We start from the raw sequence: 18,187 nt of genomic DNA, 5'->3' as shown, positions 1-18,187 counted from the left end.
CGGTGGCTGCCCTGACGGCGAGGAACATACCCAGATCGAAGGTGTCTGGGTACGTCTACTTGCGCGTCACGGGGGCGTAACCACTCGTCCGCCACCAGATCGAAAGTGACTGGCGCGTAACGACCGACAGAGGAGTGTCTTCATTACTTGAACGAAAGTGGCCAAGAAATGCTCGAATACCGCTCAAGTGAGCGGGTCTAGCGCCAAGTGAGTCCACTACTTGAACGCCGAAGGGGTGGCACTGAGTGCCACCCCTTTCAGAGATGCAGCCACGCGAAAAGCGCTCATCTGAGCGCAACCCCTATCAGGGGTGGCGAGAATCACGCGCTCGATCGAGCGGAATTCCAGCCTTCGGACCGCTTCCGAGACCCTTCCGCACCGATCCGGCCCGGCCCGGATCAGCCGCCGGAGGTGTCCAGCTCGGCTTCCATACTGATGCCGGAGCAGTCGTACGGGTCCTTCAGCCAGCCGTCCGGCAGGACGACCCGGTTGTTTCCGGACGTTCTGCCACGCGGGCCGTCGGCGCCGACCGGCCACGACTGGTCCAGGTCCAGCTCGCTCAACTGAGCGCCCAGTTCGGCCAGGGACGAGGTGACGGCCAGGCTCTTGCGCATCTCCGAACCGACCGCGAATCCCTTGAGGTACCAGGCGACGTGCTTGCGGAAGTCGATCACACCGCGCGTCTCGTCGCCGATCCACTCGCCGAGCAGCGTCGCGTGCCGCAGCATCACCTCGCAGACCGTGCGCAGCGTGGGGCGCGCGAAGGAATCCGTGCCCTCGAACGCGGCCACCAGGTCGCCGAAGAGCCAGGGCCGCCCCAGGCACCCCCGGCCGACCACGACGCCGTCGCAGCCGGTCTCCTTGACCATGCGCAGGGCGTCCTCGGCGGACCAGATGTCGCCGTTGCCGAGCACCGGGATCTCGGGGACGTGCTCCTTGAGGCGGGCGATGGCGTCCCAGTCGGCGGTGCCGCCGTAGTGCTGGGCGGCGGTGCGGCCGTGCAGCGCGATCGCGGTGACGCCTTCCTCGACGGCGATCCGGCCGGCGTCGAGGAAGGTGATGTGGTCGTCGTCGATGCCCTTGCGCATCTTCATGGTGACCGGCAGGTCCCCGGCGCCCGTGACCGCCTCGTGCAGGATCGCGCGCAGCAGCGGCCGCTTGTAGGGCAGGGCCGAGCCGCCGCCCTTGCGGGTCACCTTGGGGACCGGGCAGCCGAAGTTGAGGTCGATGTGGTCGGCGAGGTTCTCGTCCACGATCATGCGGACGGCCTTGCCGACGGTGACCGGGTCCACTCCGTAGAGCTGGATCGAGCGCGGGGTCTCGGTCTCGTCGAAGTGGATGAGCTGCATGGTCTTCTCGTTGCGCTCGACCAGCGCCCGCGTCGTGATCATTTCGCTGACGAACAGGCCCTTGCCTCCGCTGAACTCGCGGCACAGGGTGCGGAACGGAGCGTTGGTGATGCCGGCCATGGGTGCGAGCACCACGGGCGGCTGCACGGTGTGCGGGCCGATGGAGAGCGTGGTCATCCGTTCATTGTCCCCCATTCCCGCCCCCCTCCCGAGGAGTCATTAGTTAGGCGTACTATCGAAGCCATGTCCGAGCCGAACCACCGCCGACGGATGCTCATCCTGGCGATCTGCTGCATGAGCCTGCTGATCGTCAGCCTCGACAACACCGTCCTCAATGTCGCCCTGCCCTCCCTGCAGAAGGACTTCCACGCCGGTGTCTCCGGCCTGCAGTGGACGATCGACGCGTACACCCTGGTCCTCGCCTCGCTGCTGATGCTGGCGGGCTCGACCGCCGACCGCATCGGCCGCCGCAAGGTCTTCAAGGCGGGCCTGGTCGTGTTCACCATCGGCTCGGCGCTCTGCTCGCTGGCCCCCAACCTGGAATCCCTGGTGGCCTTCCGGATGGTGCAGGCGGTCGGCGGCTCGATGCTCAACCCGGTCGCGATGTCGATCATCACGAACACCTTCACCGACCCGCGCGAACGCGCCCGCGCCATCGGCGTCTGGGGCGGAGTCGTCGGCATATCGATGGCCGCGGGCCCGATCATCGGCGGTGTGCTCGTCGAGTCGGTCGGCTGGCGCTCGATCTTCTGGCTCAACCTGCCGGTCGGCCTGCTCGCCCTCTTCCTGACCTGGCGCTACATCCCCGAGTCGCGCGCCCCGAGGCCCCGCCGCCCGGACCCGGTCGGCCAGTTCCTGGTCGTCGCGCTGCTCGGCTCACTGACGTACGCGATCATCGAGGTGCCCAGCGCCGGATGGGACTCGCCGCAGATCCTGGCCTTCGTCGCGATCGCCGTCGCCGCGCTCGCGGCCCTGTTGGTGTACGAACCCCGGCGCGCCGAACCCCTCATCGACCTGCGGTTCTTCCGCAGCGCCCCGTTCAGCGGCGCCACCGTCATCGCGGTCTCGGCCTTCGCCGCGCTCAGCGGGTTCCTCTTCCTCAACACCCTGTATCTGCAGAACGCCCGCGGTCTGAGCGCGCTGGACGCCGGGCTCTACATGCTGCCCATGGCGGCGCTCACCTTCGTCTGCGCGCCCCTGTCGGGACGCCTCGTCGGCAGCCGGGGGCCGAGGCTGTCCCTGCTGGTCGCCGGGGTCGCGATGGCCGCGAGCGGGCTGCTGTTCGCGGTGTTCGACGCCGAGCGGACCACGGCCCTGCTGTTCACCGGGTACGTCCTGTTCGGGCTCGGCTTCGGCATGGTGAACGCGCCCATCACCAACACCGCGGTCTCCGGCATGCCCCGCTCCCAGGCGGGCGTGGCCGCCGCGGTCGCCTCCACCAGCCGCCAGATCGGCCAGACCCTGGGGGTCGCCGTGATCGGCGCGGTGCTGGCGGGCGGCATGGCGGGCGTCGCATCCGGTGCGTACGCCGAGCACTTCCCCGGGGCCGCCCGGCCCGCCTGGTGGATCATCACGGGCTGCGGTCTGAGCGTGCTGTGCGTGGGGCTCGCGACCAGCGGGCGACGGGCGCGCGAATCGGCGCGGCGGACCGCGGAACGCCTGGAGGCGCCGGCCGTTCAGACCCCGGCGGACGCCAACGCCTGACCGGCGTGCGCCAGCTCCTGGAGGCGCTCCAGACGCTGACGGGTCTCGTCGTCCGTCGGCACGTACATCACCACGCGCGGGCCCGCCGAGGGCCCGAGCCACAGATTGGTGTGCTCGACGGACAGCAGGCCGACATGGGCGTTGCGCAGGTACTTGGTCTTGCCGCCCTGGTTGACCACCTCGTGCCGGGCCCACACCTCGCGGAACTCCTCCGATGCGCCCTGGAGGCGGGCGAGCAGCGCCTTCCAGGCCGGCTCGGTGAGGTGCTCGGCCATCGAGGCGCGGAACTTGGCGGCCATCACCCGGTTCACCTCGGCGACATCTACCACCGAGGCCCGCCAGTCGGGGTCGGTGAAGGCCAGCCACAGGCAGTTGCGGTCCTCGGGCGCCAGCGCGTCGAGGTCGCAGAGCAGCCGGCCGTAGGTGCTGTTGTAGGCGAGGATGTCGTACCGGCTGTTCTGGATGCAGGCCGGGATCGGACCCAGCTGGTCGAGCATCGCCTGCAGCGCGGGGGTCACGTTCGGGCACGCCGCGTTCGGCGCCGGGTCGAGGGCGCCGGCCAGCGAGAACAGGTGGCTGCGCTCGCTGGGGTCGAGCAGCAGGGCCCGCGCGAGGGCGTCCAGGACCTGCGGGGAGACCTGGATGTCGCGGGCCTGCTCCAGCCAGGTGTACCAGGTGACGCCGACAGCGGAGAGCTGGGCGACCTCCTCGCGGCGCAGCCCCGGGGTGCGCCGGCGCCGGCCGGGCGGCAGCCCCACCTGCTCGGGGGTGAGGCGCTCGCGGCGGCTGCGCAGGAATTCGGCCAGCTCGTGACGGCGGACATCGCTCGCCGGGGCCACAGTGCTCATAGCCTCAGGGTGCCGCACCCGGCGATGCTTGTCAGCCGGTTGCCAGGTAGTCCTTGTACCAGGATAAGGAGACTCTGGTACCAGGCTCAGCGGAAGAGGATCGTCTTCCCCGTGAGTGAAACAACGGTACGGACGACCTCCAACCCTTCCCCCTCCTCCCTTACTGTCCCGGTCACCCGGCACGGGGCGGTCATCGGGCCGCTCGGGCTGTTCACGGTACTGCTCGGCGCGGCCCTGCCCATGATCGACTTCTTCATCGTCAACGTCGCCCTGCCGTCCATGGACAGCGAACTCGCAGCGGGCCCGGCCCTGCTGGAACTCGTCGTCGCCGGATACGGCGTCGCCTACGCCGTCCTGCTCGTGCTCGGCGGCCGCCTCGGCGACATGGCCGGCCGGCGCCGGCTCTTCCTGACCGGCATGGCCGCCTTCGGCCTCACCTCGCTCGCCTGCGGCCTCGCGCCGACCGCCTGGACGCTGGTCGGCGCGCGAGTGGCACAGGGTGCCGCGGCCGCGCTGATGATGCCGCAGGTCCTGGCCACCATCCAAGCCACCACCCAGGGCCCGCGCCGCGCCAAGGCGATGAGCCTGTACGGAGCGACCGCCGGCCTGTCCATGGTGGCCGGGCAGATCCTCGGCGGCGTCCTGGTCGCGGCCGACGTCGCCGGGTCCGGCTGGCGCTCGGTGTTCCTGGTGAACGTGCCGGTCGTCCTGCTCGGCCTGCTCCTCACGGCCCGCACGATGCCGGAGACCCGCTCGGACCGGCCGACCACGATCGACGTGGCGGGCACGCTCCTCCTGGCGCTGTCTCTGATCTCGCTGCTGCTCCCCCTGACCGAGGGCCGGGCCGCCGCCTGGCCGCTGTGGACCTGGGTCTCGCTCGGCGTCTTCCCCTTCGCCGCCGTCGCGTTCTTCCTGGTGGAGCGGCGCGCGGACCGGCTCGGCCGGACGCCCCTGGTGCCGCCGAGCCTGCTGGAGATCAATTCGCTGCGGCGCGGTCTGGCCATGGTGGTGCCGTTCTCGATCGGCTTCAGCGGCTTCATGTTCGTGGTCGCGGTGGTACTCCAGCAGGGACTGCGGATGGGCCCGGTCGCGGCCGGTCTCGCCCTCGTCCCGATGGCGCTCGCCTTCTTCGCCGCCTCGCTCGCCGGACCCCGGCTCATCGGCCGCTTCGGCACCCGGGTGGTGACCGCGGGCGGAGTGATCCAGGCGGTGGGCATCGCCGTGCTCGTCCTGACCGTACGCAACGGCTGGTCGGGCCTCAGTGTCGTCGAACTCGCCCCGGGCGTGGCCGTCGCCGGACTCGGCCAGGGCCTGCAACTCCCGGTCCTCATCCGCCTGATGCTCTCCGACATACCGGCCGACCGAGCCGGGGTGGGCAGCGGCGTGGTGGTCACAACGCAGCAGTCCTCGATCGCCCTCGGCGTCGCGGTCCTGGGCAGCCTCTTCCTCGCGCTCGCGCCTTCGCTCGGCATGCGGGACGCGCTCGTCGTCACCCTCCTCGTCCAGCTCGGCCTGATCGTCCTGACGACGCTGCTGAGCCTGCGGCTGCCGCGCGCCATGCGGTGAGCGGGTGGGAGCCGCGACGGCGAAGGGCCCGGAACGTGTCACACGTTCCGGGCCCTTCGGCGTAGGGATGTTCCGGACGCCCCGGACTCCTCGGGTCAGCTCTCGCTCGACTCCACAGTCGCGGGGTTGGCGCGCTCACGCATCTTGCGCAGCAGCTCCTCCTTCTTGTCCACGGCCGCCTTCCGGTCGGCCGCGCTCCCTTGGACGGAGCCCTGGTCTCCGTTGCGGGACACCTTCTTTCGCTGTCCACCGACACCGAGCAGGTTGTTACGACTCTTAGCCATGAGAGCGACGGTACTCGGGTCCTGGGGGTGGTCCGTACCAGTTTTCGGCGTGGGGGTCCCGCTCAGCGGATCACGGAGCAGGATCACGACTGACACATGACAGCTGACAGATATTGAAATCTGTCAGCTGTCATGTCATGGTGGACGCACACCCCACCACCAAGGAGCCCCCTCATGCGAACCCGCACCCTCGGCACCACCGGCCCCCGGACCTCCGCGCTCGGCCTCGGCTGCATGGGCATGTCGGCGCTGTACGGAGAAGCCGACCGGGAGGAGTCGATCGCCACCATCCATGCCGCGCTCGACGCCGGCGTCACGCTTCTGGACACCGGCGACTTCTACGCCATGGGCCACAACGAGATGCTGATCGGCGAGGCGCTGCGTTCCGCCCCCGCCGCGGCCCGCGAGCAGGCCCTGACCAGCGTGAAGTTCGGCGCGCTCCGCGACCCGGACGGCGCCTGGTTCGGGTACGACGGGCGGCCTGCCGCGGTCAAGACCTTCGCCGCCTACTCGCTGCAGCGCCTCGGAGTCGACCACATCGACATCTACCGGATCGCCCGGGTCGACGAGAACGTGCCGATCGAGGAGACCGTCGGTGCCATCGCCGAGCTGGTCCAGGCCGGACACGTACGGCACATCGGGCTTTCCGAGGTCGGCGCGGCCACCCTGCGCAGGGCCGCGGCCGTGGCCCCGATCTCCGACCTCCAGATCGAGTACTCGCTGATCTCGCGCGGCATCGAGGAGGAGATCCTGCCGGCCGCGAGCGAGCTGGGCATCGGCGTCACCGCGTACGGGGTGCTCTCGCGCGGCCTGATCAGCGGGCACTTCTCACGCGACCGGCAGCTCTCCGCGGGCGACTTCCGCGGCATGAGCCCCCGCTTCCAGGGCGAGAACCTCCAGCACAACCTGGACCTCGTCGAGGCGCTGCGGAAGATCGCCGAGCAGAAGGGCGTCTCGGTCGCGCAGACCGCCATCGCCTGGGTCCTCGCACAGGGCCCCCGGCACGACGTGGACATCGTGCCGCTGGTCGGCGCACGCCGCCGGGACCGGCTGACCGAGGCGCTCGGCGCGCTGGATGTGGACCTGACCGCGGCCGACCTCGCCGCGATCGAGGCCGCGATCCCGGTCGGCGCGGCCGCGGGCGACCGCTACCCGCAGGCGCAGATGGCCCACCTGGACAGTGAGCACTGAGCCCGGGCGCGGCCCCGCGCCCGGGCCCGTGGTCTGTGGACAATTCCGTGACCGGGGTTGTCCACAGGCCCGCCGGGCCCTTCCGAGCGGCAGGTAACGTCATGGCCATGAGTACGGAACCACTGACCGCCGAGCGCATCCTCGTCGCGACCGAGGAGGTGCTGCGCCGGCACGGCCCGGCGAAGGCGACGGTCGTCGACGTCGCGCGCCAGCTCGGGGTGAGCCACGGCAGTGTGTACCGCCACTTCCGTACGAAGGCCGCGTTGCGCGAGGCGGTCACCGAGCGGTGGCTGAACCGTTCGACGGACCTGTTGCGGGGCATCGCGGCCCGCCAGGACCTGGAGTCGGGCGTCGTGCTGAGGCTCTGGCTGAGCGAGCTGTTCCAGGCCAAGATGCACAAGGCAGGCGACGATCCGGAGCTGTTCCAGACGTACGAAGTGCTGCTCCGGGAGAACAGCAGCGTCGTCGAGGAGCACATCGCGGAGCTGGTGGGCCAGCTGACCACGATCATCCAATTCGGCCTGGAGCGGGGCGAGTTCACGGTCCCCTACGAGTCGCCGGCCGTCTCTGCGCGGGCGGTGTTCGACGCGACGGGCCGCTTCCACGACCCGGTGTACGCGGCGGAGTGGTCGCGACGGTCCATCGTGGACGACTTCGGGGCCGTGGTGGATCTGCTGCTGCAGGGGCTGAGGAAGCGCTGAGCGCTGAGCGAGCGGCTCAGCCCGTCGGGGATGCCGGGTCGACCGTTGCCTGGTGGGCCGCGGTCAGGTGTTCCTCGGCCTTGAGCCAGGGCAGGAACTGGGCGCCCTTGCGCCAGCCGCAGGTCTCGCAGGTCAGCGAGCGCTGCACACCGGCCCGTTCGACCCGTACGACGTGGCGTCTGCCGTGCTGGTCCCATCTGCTGACCGTGCTGGTCGTCGTGGCGGGCATCCGTGGCTCCCTGGCCTTCGCTTCGCGGTGTGGGCGGGGCCAGTGTGCCCCACGGACAACATCAACAGCAGGATGCCCACGGTGAATTGAGGGCGACCCGAGCCCCCCAGACAGGTCAGGAGCCCGGGTAGCCGACCGTGACCGAGCCGGAGCCGCTGGAGACGTCGAGGACCCGGTCGGAGTTCTTGTCGGCCAGCTCCGGCTGGATGTCGCGGCTGCCCGATCCCTTCCCTCCCATGACCTGGTAGTGCGCACCCTCCGGCACGGTGACCGAGACGCTGCCCGATCCGGTGGAGGCCTTGACCCGCTGCGGCGCGGCGGCGAACTGGGCGTCCACGCTTCCGGAGCCGGACTTCAAGTCGGCCTCGGGCGAAGAGAGTTGGGACGCCTGGACCGTTCCGGAACCGACCTTTGCCCGGACCGTGCCCTTGAGCCCGTACAGCTTCAGGCTGCCGGAGCCGCCATCGAGGTCGACGGGGCCGGTCAGATCGCGGACCTTGACCGGGCCGGAGCCGGTCTTCACCTTGAGGCGGACGCCTGCGGGCACGGCCAGGTCGAGCTTGACCTGGCAGTTCTGGAGGAACTCGTCCACGAAGCCGTCGCAGCGGGCGTGCACCTTGAGGGTGTCGCCGTCCCAGGTCCGCTCGATCTTCGGCCGTTTCATCGCCCAGGTGAGCTTCCCGTCCATCGTCACCTGCCCGGCGGCGCCGGTCGTGACGGTGATCTCTGCGGCCCCGGCGTCCACTTCGACGGCCGAGACGGCGTGGGGCCGGCCGTTGTCGGGGCTCTCGTACGGGTCGGTCCGGCTGACGGTGTCGGCCATGAGCGAGATGGTGAAGGGGGCGACGATGCCCAGGGCGCCGATGACCGCGACGACGATCCACGCGGCGCGGTGGCGGGGGCGCTGCTGCGGGGCCCTCGCCGTCTTCGGCGCCTCGCGCTGCTCGGTGGCGCTCACGCCGGTCCGCCGTCCAGGAACCGCAGGACCGCGAGGACCCGGCGGTGGTCGCCGTCGGCTATGGGCAGGTCGAGCTTGGCGAAGATGTTGTTGATGTGTTTGGCCACCGCGCTCTCGCTGACGACGAGTTCGGCGGCGATGCCCGCGTTGGAGCGGCCTTCCGCCATGAGCGCGAGGACCTCGCGTTCGCGCGGGGTGAGCCGTTCCAGCGGGTCGGGCCCGCCGCCGCGCCGGAGCAGCAGCTGGGCGACGACCTGCGGGTCGAGCGCGGTGCCGCCGGACGCGACGCGCCTGAGGGCGTCGACGAACTCCTCGACGTCGGCGACCCGCTGCTTGAGGAGGTAGCCGATGCCGCCGGTCTGGGTGGCGAGCAGGTCGGCCGCGTACCGCTCCTCGACGTACTGCGAGAGCAGCAGCACGGCGGTGTCCGGCCACTGCTGACGGATCATCAGGGCGGCGCGCACGCCCTCGTCGGTGAAGCCGGGCGGCATCCGGACGTCGACGAGCGCCAGGTTCGGCCGGTGTTCCTCGACGGCCCGCAGCAGGCCCTCGGCGTCCCCGGTCTCGGCGGCGACCTCGAATCCGGCCATTTCCAGGACCTTGACGAGTCCTATCCGCAACAGCACCGAATCCTCGGCGATCACAGCCCGCACGGCAGCTCCACAGTGATGACGGTCGGGCCCCCGTGGGGGCTGTTGATCCTGATGGTTCCGTCGACCGACCCTACGCGCTTGCGCAGGCCGAGAAGGCCGGTGCCGCCCGCCGGGTCGGCGCCGCCCACGCCGTTGTCGCCGACGGTGATCGTCAGGAGCTGGGCGCGGCGGCGGACCTGGACGGAGCAGCGGGTCGCCCGGGCATGCTTGGCGACGTTGGCGAGGGTTTCGGAGACGACGAAGTAGGCGACGGCCTCGACCGTGGGCGAGGGGCGTTCGGCGAGGTCCACGGTGAGTTCGACGGGGAAGGGGGCGCGGGCGGCGATGCCGGAGATCGCGGCGTCCAGGCCGCGGTCCTCCAGGACGGCCGGGTGCAGGCCCCGTACGAGGTTGCTGAGTTCTTCGATGGCTTCCTTCGCCTCGCGGTGTGCCTCGTCGATGACGGCCCGGGCTTCGGGCGGCAGGTCGGTGAGGGTGGCGCGGGCGATGCCGAGGTTCATGGCGAGGGAGACGAGGCGCTGCTGGGCGCCGTCGTGCAGGTCGCGTTCGATGCGGCGGCGCTCCAGGTCGGCGGCGTCGAGGATGTCCGCGCGGCTCTCCGCGAGGTCCTCGACGCGGCGTTCCAGTTCCTTGGCGCGGTTGGGGCCGAGCAGGACGGCTGCCGCGCGGCCGTCCAGTGCGGCGACGAGGGCGGCGCACCAGGGCATGGCGATGAGGAGCAGCACGCCGAGGATGGTGAAGGCGACGTAGTCCCCGGTCCAGCCGGTGGGCCGGACGCTCAGGGGCAGCGCCCACACCCAGGAGTAGACGAAGGCGCAGGCGGCCCCCGTGGCCCAGCCGAGCACGACCAGGGCGCCGCCGACCGCGGCGAGCGGTGAGACGACCAGGTGGTAGCCGTACTGCCGCCAGGTCGATTCGGCGCGCAACCGCGGGATCAGCCCGCCCCAGCGGTACCAGGGGCGGGCCCATGGGATCTTCGGGATGTCGAGGCCGGTCAGTGACCAGAAGCGGCTGCGCTGGAGCCGGGTGAGCAGCGGGTTCAGCAGCAGCACGAAGCCGAGCGTCTTGAGGATGTGCCCGGGGTTGGAGAACGTGTACGCGAGAGCGAGCACCGCGGGCACCGCGACCGGTACGGCCGCCACGACGAGGGCGGTGTTGCGCCAGGCCCACGCCGACCACGGCGCGTGCGCGGCGGTCCAGTCGTATGCGCGCCGCAGCGGGCCGGGAGTTGCCATGGACACAGCGTAGTTGGGCTGGTCACGGGCCTGCCATCACGCTGCTGCCCGGTCGGGGGTATAGCCAGCACCACCCCCGGTTCGGACAGTCACGCTACTGACCGGAGCCGCCCGGAGCGCGAGTGTTGTTGCTGTGCTCGGGCGGAGGGACCGCCGGGCCGGAAGGAGCCCGCCGCCATGACTCTCGTCGCCCCTCAGATCCGTACGAGCCGTAAGCCCCGTACCGTCGTGGGCACTTCGGGAGCCCTGCGCCGCCGGCCGCGTCTGGCAACCGTCCTGACCGGGGCCGGGATGGCGCTGGTGCCGTGGATGGTGGTGCTCGCCAAGACGCTGCCGCAGACCACGGAGGTCTCCAACTGGTCGACGGCGTGGATCGGCCTGGACGCCCTGCTCGCGGCGGGCCTGACCGGCACGGGAGTCCTGATGAAGCGCGAGGATCCCCGAGCCTCACAGCTCGCCGCGGCGACGGCGGCGCTGCTCGTGATGGACGCGTGGTTCGACGTGACGACAGCGGCCGCGAGTGACCTGCCCACGGCCCTGACCCTGGCGCTGGCAGCGGAGCTGCCGATGGCGGTGGCGTGCGGGGTGGTGGCACTGCGCAAGCCATGACTCCCGCACTGGGCAAGGGTGAAGCCCCGGGCTCCTGCCAAAGGAACCCGGGGCTTCTCCGTGCCCTATAGGGGTGCGGGGCTGTGTCATTGTGCGGCTCCGCCGCGATGGGGGTCCCCCCTGTTCGAGCGAAGCCGAGAACTTGGGGGAGCGACCAGCCACGGACGGCCCGCAGCCGAAAGACGGGGCCTCTGGGGGCAGAGCCCCCGGAGGTGATCCCCGCTCAGCAGCCCAGCAGCCTGCTGCCGAGGTACTGCTGGATCTGGTCCAGGGAGACCCGCTCCTGGGCCATGGTGTCCCGCTCGCGAACGGTGACCGCGTTGTCGTCGAGCGTGTCGAAGTCGACGGTCACACAGAACGGCGTACCGATCTCGTCCTGGCGGCGGTAACGGCGGCCGATGGCGCCCGCGTCGTCGAACTCGATGTTCCAGTTCTGCCGCAGGTCCGCCGCGAGGCCCTTCGCCTTGGGCGAGAGCTGCGGGTTGCGGGACAGCGGCAGGACGGCGACCTTGACCGGAGCCAGGCGCGGGTCGAGGCGCATCACGGCGCGCTTCTCCATGACGCCCTTGGCGTTGGGCGCCTCGTCCTCGCTGTAGGCGTCGAGCAGGAACGCCAGCATCGCGCGGCCGACACCGGCCGCGGGCTCGATGACGTACGGCGTCCAGCGCTCGCCGGCCTCCTGGTCGAAGTAGGAGAGGTCGTGGCCGGAGGCCTTGGAGTGCGCGGAGAGGTCGTAGTCGGTGCGGTTGGCCACACCTTCGAGCTCGCCCCACTCGCTGCCGCCGAAGCTGAAGCGGTACTCGATGTCCGCGGTGCGCTTGGAGTAGTGCGAGAGCTTCTCGGCGGGGTGCTCGTACCAGCGCATGTTCTCTTCACGCAGGCCAAGGCCCGTGTACCAGTTCCAGCGCTGCTCCATCCAGTATTCCTGCCACTGCTCGTCCTCGCCGGGCTTGACGAAGAACTCCATCTCCATCTGCTCGAACTCGCGGGTGCGGAAGATGAAGTTGCCCGGCGTGATCTCGTTGCGGAAGGACTTGCCCATCTGCGCGATGCCGAACGGCGGCTTCTTGCGGGAAGTCTGCTGCACCTGGCCGAAGTTGGTGAAGATGCCCTGGGCGGTCTCGGGGCGCAGGTAGGCGACCGAGCCGGTGTCCTGGGTCGGGCCGAGGTGGGTGGAGAGCAGGCCCGAGAAGCTCTTGGGCTCGGTGAAGGTGCCCTTGTTGCCGCAGTTGGGGCAGTTGAGGTCGGCGAGGCCGTTCTCGGGGGCCTTGCCGTGCTTCTCCTCGTACGCCTCTTCCAGGTGGTCCGCGCGGAAGCGCTTGTGGCAGGAGGTGCACTCGGTGAGCGGGTCGGTGAAGGTCGCGACGTGACCGGAGGCCTCCCAGACCTCGGAGGCCAGGATCACCGACGAGTCGATGCCGACGACGTCCTCGCGCGAGGTGACCATGTAGCGCCACCACTGGCGCTTCAGGTTCTCCTTCAGCTCGACACCCAGCGGCCCGTAGTCCCAGGCGGCACGCTGACCACCGTAGATCTCGCTGCACGGGTAGACGAAGCCACGGCGCTTGCTCAGGTTGACGATGGTGTCGATCTTGTCGGCGGCCACGGTGCTCTCTTCATTAACGACGACGACGAACGGGGGAACAGCGAATGCCCCAGATTAGCGGCGGCCGCACCCCCTCTATCAAATCGGTTGCCGCGCGGGGCCCGTGCACGACCCCTCGCCAAGAGCCGTCGGACCCGATTATTGACAACCGTTTCCATTTTTGTTGAAAATGGATGTCATGAACGTACGACGCCTCATACCCACGGCCGCCCTGTCCTGCGCCGCCCTCCTCGGTCTCACGGCCCTCACCGCCTGTGGATCGGGCTCGGCCGCGGCGGACCGGAAGGGCGGCCGGCTCGACGTGGTGGCGTCGTTCTACCCGCTGCAGTTCCTGACCGAGCAGATAGGCGGCGACCACGTCTCCGTCACCAGCCTGACGAAGCCGGGCGTGGAGCCGCACGACCTGGAGATCAGCGCCAAGCAGACCGCGAAGCTCAACGACGCCGACGCGGTCGTCTACCTCAAGGGCCTGCAGCCCGCCGTGGACGCGGCCGTCAAGCAGGCCGACCTCAAGACCAAGGTCGACGCCTCGACGCTCACCTCGATGGAGAAGCACGGCAACGAGGTGGGCGGGCACGCCGCCGCGCACGACCCCGCGGCCGGCGAGGACGACCACGCCGACCACGGCCACAGCCACTCCGAGAGCGGCGACGACCCGCACATCTGGCTGGACCCGGTGAAGTACGCCGAGGTCGCCAAGGGCGTCGGCGCGGCCCTGGCCAAGGCCGACCCGGCCCACGCGGCGGACTACACGAAGAACACCGACACCCTGGTGACGAAGCTCGGCGGCCTCGACAAGGAGTACGCGGCCGCCCTCAAGAACACCCGGGCGAAGGTCTTCATCACCACCCACGCCGCCTTCGGCTACCTCGCCGAGCGCTACGGGCTGACCGAGGAGGCCATCAACGGCCTCGACCCCGACTCCGAGCCGAGCCCGGCCCGGATCAAGGACCTCCAGAAGATGGCGAAGGCCGACGGAGTCACGACCGTCTTCTACGAGACGCTGGTCAGCGACAAGACCGCCAAGACCCTGGCGTCGGACGCCTCGCTCAAGACTGATGTACTCGACCCCCTCGAGGGCATCACCGACAAGTCGAAGGGCACCGACTACTTCTCGGTGATGCGGTCCAACCTGACCGCCCTGACGACGGCGCTCGGCACCAAGTGACCATCCGTCCATCCGCTTTGGAGGCACCTGCCATGGAGCCCGTCATATCGCTCACCAAGGTGACGGCCGAGCTCGGCTCGCGCCCCGTGCTGCGCGGCGTCGACCTGGCCGTGCACCGCGGCGAGGTCGTCGCGCTGCTCGGCGCGAACGGCTCGGGCAAGTCCACCGCGATCCGGACGATCATCGGGCAGGTGCCGCTCAGCGGCGGCTCGGTCGAGATCTTCGGCACCCCGCGCCGGCGCTTTCGCGACTGGGGGCGGGTCGGCTACGTACCGCAGCGCACGACCGCCGCGGGCGGGGTGCCCGCCACGATCCGCGAGGTCGTCTCCTCGGGCCGCCTGTCGCGCACCCGCTTCGGGATCCTGCGCAGGGCCGACCGCGAGGCCGTCGACCGGGCGATCGAGGCGGTGGGCCTCGCCGACCGGGCGAAGGACTCCGTGGACGCGCTCTCCGGCGGCCAGCACCAGCGCGTGCTCATAGCCCGGGCCCTGGCGGCCGACCCGGAACTCCTGATCATGGACGAGCCGATGGCGGGCGTCGACATCGAGAGCCAGGAGATCCTGGCGGCGACCCTGCGCGAACAGGTCTCCGCGGGCGCCTCGGTCCTCCTCGTCCTGCACGAACTCGGGCCCCTCGAGCCGCTGATCGACCGGGCGGTGGTGCTGCGCGACGGGTGCGTCGTGCACGACGGCCCGCCGCCGAGGGCCGTCGGCCAGCACGCGCTGCCCGGCCACGACCACGTACATCCGCACACGGCCGCCGAGCCGGTACGCACGGGACTGCTGAGCTGACCATGATGGAACTCCTGAACTCCCCGTTCATGCAACGGGCGTTGATCGCCGCGGTACTCGTCGGGATCACCGCGCCCGCCGTCGGGATCTACCTGGTCCAGCGCCGCCAGGCGCTGATGGGCGACGGCATCGGCCATGTGGCGATGACCGGCGTGGGCCTCGGCTTCCTCCTCTCCACCTCCCCGGTGTGGATGGCGACCCTGGTCTCCGTCCTCGGCGCGGTCACGATGGAGCTGATCCGCTGGTACGGCAAGACGCGCGGCGACATCGCCCTTGCGATGCTGTTCTACGGCGGCATGGCGGGCGGCGTGCTCTTCATCAACCTCGCGCCGGGCGGCTCGACGGCCAACCTGAACTCCTACCTCTTCGGCTCCCTGTCGACGGTCTCGCAGTCCGACGTCTGGGCGATCGGCCTCCTGGCGGCGTTCGTCCTGGCCGTGACAGTGGGCCTGCGCCGCCAGCTCTTCGCGGTCAGCCAGGACGAGGAGTTCGCACGTGTGACGGGTCTGCCGGTGCGCGCCCTGAACCTCCTGACAGCGGTGACGGCAGCGGTAACGGTGACGGTGGCCATGCGCGTGGTCGGCCTCCTCCTCGTCTCGGCCCTGATGGTGGTGCCGGTGGCGGCCGCGCAGCAGCTCTCCCGCAGCTTCGCCCTGACCTTCGCGATCGCGGTGGCGATCGGGGTGACGGTGACGCTGAGCGGAACGGTGGTGACGTACTACGAGGACGTACCGCCAGGAGCGGTCATCGTGCTCTTCACGATCGCAATCTTCATCATCCTGACGGGTCTTGCGACGCCACTGGCCAAGCGGCGGGCCCGGGCCAGGGCGGCCGCGCCGGCCGAGGGCGAGTGCGGGCTGGACGTGCCCGCCGCGGCAAAGCCTCAGGCCGGCGAGGTCACGGCCTGAGCGGGAGCTGGCACAATGGCCCAAGGAGAGTTTGTACGGGTCAAGGCTTGGAGGCACCTGTGACGACAGCGCCACTCGGCGGGTCGAATACCGCCCCCGTACGAGGCCGGTCGACCCGGCAGCGTGCCGCGGTGGCGGCGGCGCTGGACGAGGTGGACGAGTTCCGCAGCGCGCAGGAACTGCACGACATGCTCAAGCACCGGGGTGACTCGGTGGGCCTGACCACCGTCTACCGCACGCTGCAGTCCCTCGCGGACGCGGGCGAGGTGGATGTGCTGCGCACCAGCGACGGGGAGTCGGTGTACCGGCGCTGCTCCTCGGGCGACCACCACCATCACCTGGTGTGCCGGGTGTGCGGGAAGGCGGTGGAGGTGGAGGGGCCGGCGGTCGAGAAGTGGGCGGAGTCGATCGCGGCGGCGCACGGGTATGTGAACGTGGCCCACACCGTAGAAATCTTCGGCACCTGCGCGCCGTGCGCCAACCCGGGGAACTGACAGGGGACCTCCCCTTCGCCCCCCCTCGGGGCTCCGCCCCGAGCCCCGGGGGCGTCGGCCGTTCCGAGCCACGGGTACCGGTCAGCGCAGTTCCCCGCGCCCCTGAAACCCGTTTTCGGCCGCGGACCGTGCGTGGCCGGTCGCGCAGTTCCCCGCGCCCCTAGCAGGGCGGAGCCCCAGGGTTCTTCACCCCCGGAGGCCGCGCGGCGGAGCCGCAGGGTGTTGCAGCGGGAAGGGGCGGGGTGGGGAAACCCTCGCCCGCCAGGGAGCTCAGCGACACCGGGCTTCCCACCCGCCCCGCCAGCACCCCGTCCAGCAGGGACAACGGCCGGGGCACACACCCCTCGTCCGTCAGCTCGGCCGCCCGGATCCGGTCGAGCCGAAACCCCCGCCCGGCCTCCCGAAGCCGGCACCAGCCCACCAGGTACCAGCCCCCCTCCGCACACAGCAGCCCACCCGGCTCGACGAGCCGGGACGACTCGCGTCCCGCCGCATCCGCGTAGCGAATCCGCAGCGACTTCCGCTCCAGAACGCCGAGTTCGACGATCCGCAGCACCCCCGCAGAGGTCCTCCCCGGCAGCAGATGGATGCGCGAGGCCAGATCACGTACCGAGGACGCCGCATCCGCGGACAGCGCCGCCGCCAGCTTGCGCATGGCGCCCGGCGCGCCCGAGGAGAACGGCGTCGAGGACTCCGCCCCGGCCAGCGCCGCGGCCACCGCGAGGGCCTCCTCGCTGGTGAGGTTGACCGGCGGCAGCGTCATCGCGGGGTCGACGAACCAGCCCCCGCGCCGCCCCGCCTCGCAGCGCACCGGCGTTCCCGACGCCATCAGCGCCTGGAGGTCGCGCTGCACGGTGCGGGGCGAGACCTCGAAGCGCGCCGCGAGCCAGCCCACCGTGCGCGGCCGGGGCGCGATCGCGCGGAGCTCCTCGACCAGGGCGTACAGCCGTTCCGTACGGTTCACTGCCGGGGCAGGTCGCCGCTCTTGTCGAGCGCGGCCAGCGCCTCGTTGGGGATGGCTCCGCCGAAGCGGCGGTCGCGGGAGGCGAATTCCAGGCAGGCCCGCCACAGGTCGCGCCGGTCGAAGTCGGGCCAGAGCACGTCCTGGAAGACCATCTCGGCGTAACTGGACTGCCAGATCAGGTAGTTGGAGGTGCGCTGCTCGCCGCTGGGGCGCAGGAACAGGTCGACGTCCGGCATGTCGGGGTAGTACAGGTACTTGGCGAAGGTCTTCTCGTTGACCTTCGACGGGTCGAGCTTGCCGGCGGCGACGTCGCGTGCGATGGCCTGCGCGGCGTCGGCGACCTCGGCCCGGCCGCCGTAGTTGACGCAGAAGTACAGCGTCATGGCGTCGTTGTCGACGGTCTGCTCCTGGGCGACCTGGAGCTCCTGGACGACGGACTTCCACATCTTGGGCATGCGGCCGACCCAGCGGATGCGGATGCCGAGCTCGTTCATCTCGTCGCGGCGGCGCCGGATGACGTCGCGGTTGAAGTTCATCAGGAAGCGGACCTCTTCGGGCGAGCGCTTCCAGTTCTCGGTCGAGAAGGCGTACAGGGAGAGGTTCTTGACACCCATCTCCAGGCAGCCCTTGAGTACGTCCAGGACGACGCCCTCGCCGACCTTGTGGCCCTCGGTGCGGGGCAGGCCACGCTCCTTGGCCCAGCGGCCGTTGCCGTCCATGACGCAGGCGACGTGGTTGGGCACCAGCTCGGCCGGGATCTTCGGCGGCACCGCGCCCGAGGGGTGCGGCTCGGGGGTCTTGTAATCGCGCCGCGACCGCCCGCCCAGGATTCCGCGTACTGCCATGTGGAGCTCTCTCCCTAGATGCTCTGGATGCTCAGTTCTTCTCTACGTACCGCAAGGAGCGCAGGCCGCGCTCCAAGTGCCAGT

Annotated in this window: 19 protein-coding genes; 9 read left to right on the top strand and 10 right to left on the bottom strand. The window is 70.5% G+C overall.

What is annotated here, in order from left to right:
* Positions 1-398: 398 nt before the first annotated feature.
* Positions 399-1,544, bottom strand: a complete 1,146-nt coding sequence (gene dusB / locus IE206_RS37960; protein ID WP_189970574.1) for a tRNA dihydrouridine synthase DusB — start codon at positions 1,542-1,544, stop codon at positions 399-401.
* A 48-nt stretch (positions 1,545-1,592) separates the two neighbouring features.
* Between dusB and IE206_RS37955 the strand changes: the two genes are divergently transcribed.
* Positions 1,593-3,053 (top strand): MFS transporter, encoded by a 1,461-nt coding sequence (locus tag IE206_RS37955; RefSeq protein ID WP_189970572.1) that lies wholly within the window; start codon positions 1,593-1,595, stop codon positions 3,051-3,053.
* Here IE206_RS37955 and IE206_RS37950 read toward each other — a convergent pair.
* Entirely contained in the window at positions 3,026-3,901 is an 876-nt protein-coding gene (locus IE206_RS37950) for an MmyB family transcriptional regulator (protein ID WP_189970570.1), read from the bottom strand. The two genes, IE206_RS37955 and IE206_RS37950, sit on opposite strands and share 28 nt — an antisense overlap.
* Before the next feature lie 111 nt (positions 3,902-4,012).
* Here IE206_RS37950 and IE206_RS37945 point away from each other — a divergent pair, with 111 nt between their 5' ends.
* Positions 4,013-5,467: an MFS transporter gene (locus IE206_RS37945; protein ID WP_226598809.1), complete on the top strand. Its 1,455-nt coding sequence runs from the start codon at positions 4,013-4,015 to the stop codon at positions 5,465-5,467.
* Between the two features lie 95 nt (positions 5,468-5,562).
* Here the strand turns inward: IE206_RS37945 and IE206_RS37940 are convergent, their stop codons facing one another.
* Positions 5,563-5,751 (bottom strand): DUF6243 family protein, encoded by a 189-nt coding sequence (locus IE206_RS37940; protein WP_189970566.1) that lies wholly within the window; start codon positions 5,749-5,751, stop codon positions 5,563-5,565.
* Positions 5,752-5,925: 174 nt separating this feature from the next.
* On the opposite strand from IE206_RS37940, the gene IE206_RS37935 reads away from it, so the two are divergent.
* Together IE206_RS37935 and IE206_RS37930 are read left to right on the top strand one after the other, a co-directional pair.
* Complete coding sequence (locus IE206_RS37935; protein ID WP_189970563.1) at positions 5,926-6,942, top strand: aldo/keto reductase; 1,017 nt, start codon at positions 5,926-5,928, stop codon at positions 6,940-6,942.
* Between the two features lie 101 nt (positions 6,943-7,043).
* Entirely contained in the window at positions 7,044-7,643 is a 600-nt protein-coding gene (locus tag IE206_RS37930) for a TetR/AcrR family transcriptional regulator (protein ID WP_189970561.1), read from the top strand.
* 16 nt (positions 7,644-7,659) lie between these two features.
* Here IE206_RS37930 and IE206_RS37925 read toward each other — a convergent pair whose 3' ends face one another.
* The 4 genes from IE206_RS37925 to IE206_RS37910 form a co-directional block, all read right to left on the bottom strand.
* A complete protein-coding gene (locus IE206_RS37925) occupies positions 7,660-7,872 on the bottom strand; it encodes a hypothetical protein (protein ID WP_189970559.1) in 213 nt (70 codons plus the stop codon).
* 115 nt (positions 7,873-7,987) lie between these two features.
* Positions 7,988-8,830, bottom strand: coding sequence for a DUF4097 family beta strand repeat-containing protein (locus IE206_RS37920; protein WP_189970557.1), 843 nt, complete (start codon positions 8,828-8,830; stop codon positions 7,988-7,990).
* The gene (locus tag IE206_RS37915; RefSeq protein ID WP_226598810.1) at positions 8,827-9,483 is read right to left on the bottom strand and encodes a response regulator; all 657 of its coding nucleotides are present in this window, start codon (positions 9,481-9,483) and stop codon (positions 8,827-8,829) included. Before IE206_RS37915 ends, IE206_RS37920 begins: the two co-directional genes overlap by 4 nt.
* Positions 9,471-10,718, bottom strand: coding sequence for a sensor histidine kinase (locus IE206_RS37910; RefSeq protein WP_189970556.1), 1,248 nt, complete (start codon positions 10,716-10,718; stop codon positions 9,471-9,473). Before IE206_RS37910 ends, IE206_RS37915 begins: the two co-directional genes overlap by 13 nt.
* Positions 10,719-10,895: 177 nt before the next feature.
* Here IE206_RS37910 and IE206_RS37905 point away from each other — a divergent pair, with 177 nt between their 5' ends.
* The gene (locus tag IE206_RS37905) at positions 10,896-11,327 is read left to right on the top strand and encodes a hypothetical protein (protein WP_226598811.1); all 432 of its coding nucleotides are present in this window, start codon (positions 10,896-10,898) and stop codon (positions 11,325-11,327) included.
* Positions 11,328-11,550: 223 nt separating this feature from the next.
* On the opposite strand, the gene IE206_RS37900 is transcribed toward IE206_RS37905, so the two are convergent.
* On the bottom strand, positions 11,551-12,933 hold the full coding sequence (locus tag IE206_RS37900) for a glycine--tRNA ligase (protein WP_189970554.1): 1,383 nt from the start codon (positions 12,931-12,933) through the stop codon (positions 11,551-11,553).
* A 178-nt stretch (positions 12,934-13,111) separates the two neighbouring features.
* Here IE206_RS37900 and IE206_RS37895 point away from each other — a divergent pair, with 178 nt between their 5' ends.
* From IE206_RS37895 to IE206_RS37880, 4 genes are read left to right on the top strand one after another with little or no spacing between them, the layout of a single operon-like run.
* Entirely contained in the window at positions 13,112-14,101 is a 990-nt protein-coding gene (locus IE206_RS37895) for a metal ABC transporter substrate-binding protein (RefSeq protein ID WP_189970552.1), read from the top strand.
* Between the two features lie 32 nt (positions 14,102-14,133).
* A complete protein-coding gene (locus tag IE206_RS37890) occupies positions 14,134-14,892 on the top strand; it encodes a metal ABC transporter ATP-binding protein (protein WP_189970550.1) in 759 nt (252 codons plus the stop codon).
* A 5-nt stretch (positions 14,893-14,897) separates the two neighbouring features.
* On the top strand, positions 14,898-15,800 hold the full coding sequence (locus tag IE206_RS37885; RefSeq protein WP_189970643.1) for a metal ABC transporter permease: 903 nt from the start codon (positions 14,898-14,900) through the stop codon (positions 15,798-15,800).
* 59 nt (positions 15,801-15,859) lie between these two features.
* On the top strand, positions 15,860-16,294 hold the full coding sequence (locus IE206_RS37880) for a Fur family transcriptional regulator (RefSeq protein WP_189970548.1): 435 nt from the start codon (positions 15,860-15,862) through the stop codon (positions 16,292-16,294).
* Between the two features lie 160 nt (positions 16,295-16,454).
* Here the strand turns inward: IE206_RS37880 and IE206_RS37875 are convergent, their stop codons facing one another.
* Complete coding sequence (locus tag IE206_RS37875; protein WP_189970546.1) at positions 16,455-17,258, bottom strand: helix-turn-helix transcriptional regulator; 804 nt, start codon at positions 17,256-17,258, stop codon at positions 16,455-16,457.
* On the bottom strand, positions 17,255-18,103 hold the full coding sequence (locus IE206_RS37870) for an isoprenyl transferase (RefSeq protein ID WP_053727536.1): 849 nt from the start codon (positions 18,101-18,103) through the stop codon (positions 17,255-17,257). Before IE206_RS37870 ends, IE206_RS37875 begins: the two co-directional genes overlap by 4 nt.
* Positions 18,104-18,187: the final 84 nt, after the last annotated feature.

It is taken from the genome of Streptomyces violascens (assembly GCF_014649955.1).
Taxonomy (GTDB): domain Bacteria; phylum Actinomycetota; class Actinomycetes; order Streptomycetales; family Streptomycetaceae; genus Streptomyces; species Streptomyces violascens.
This window is presented reverse-complemented; position numbering and strand designations above follow the sequence as displayed.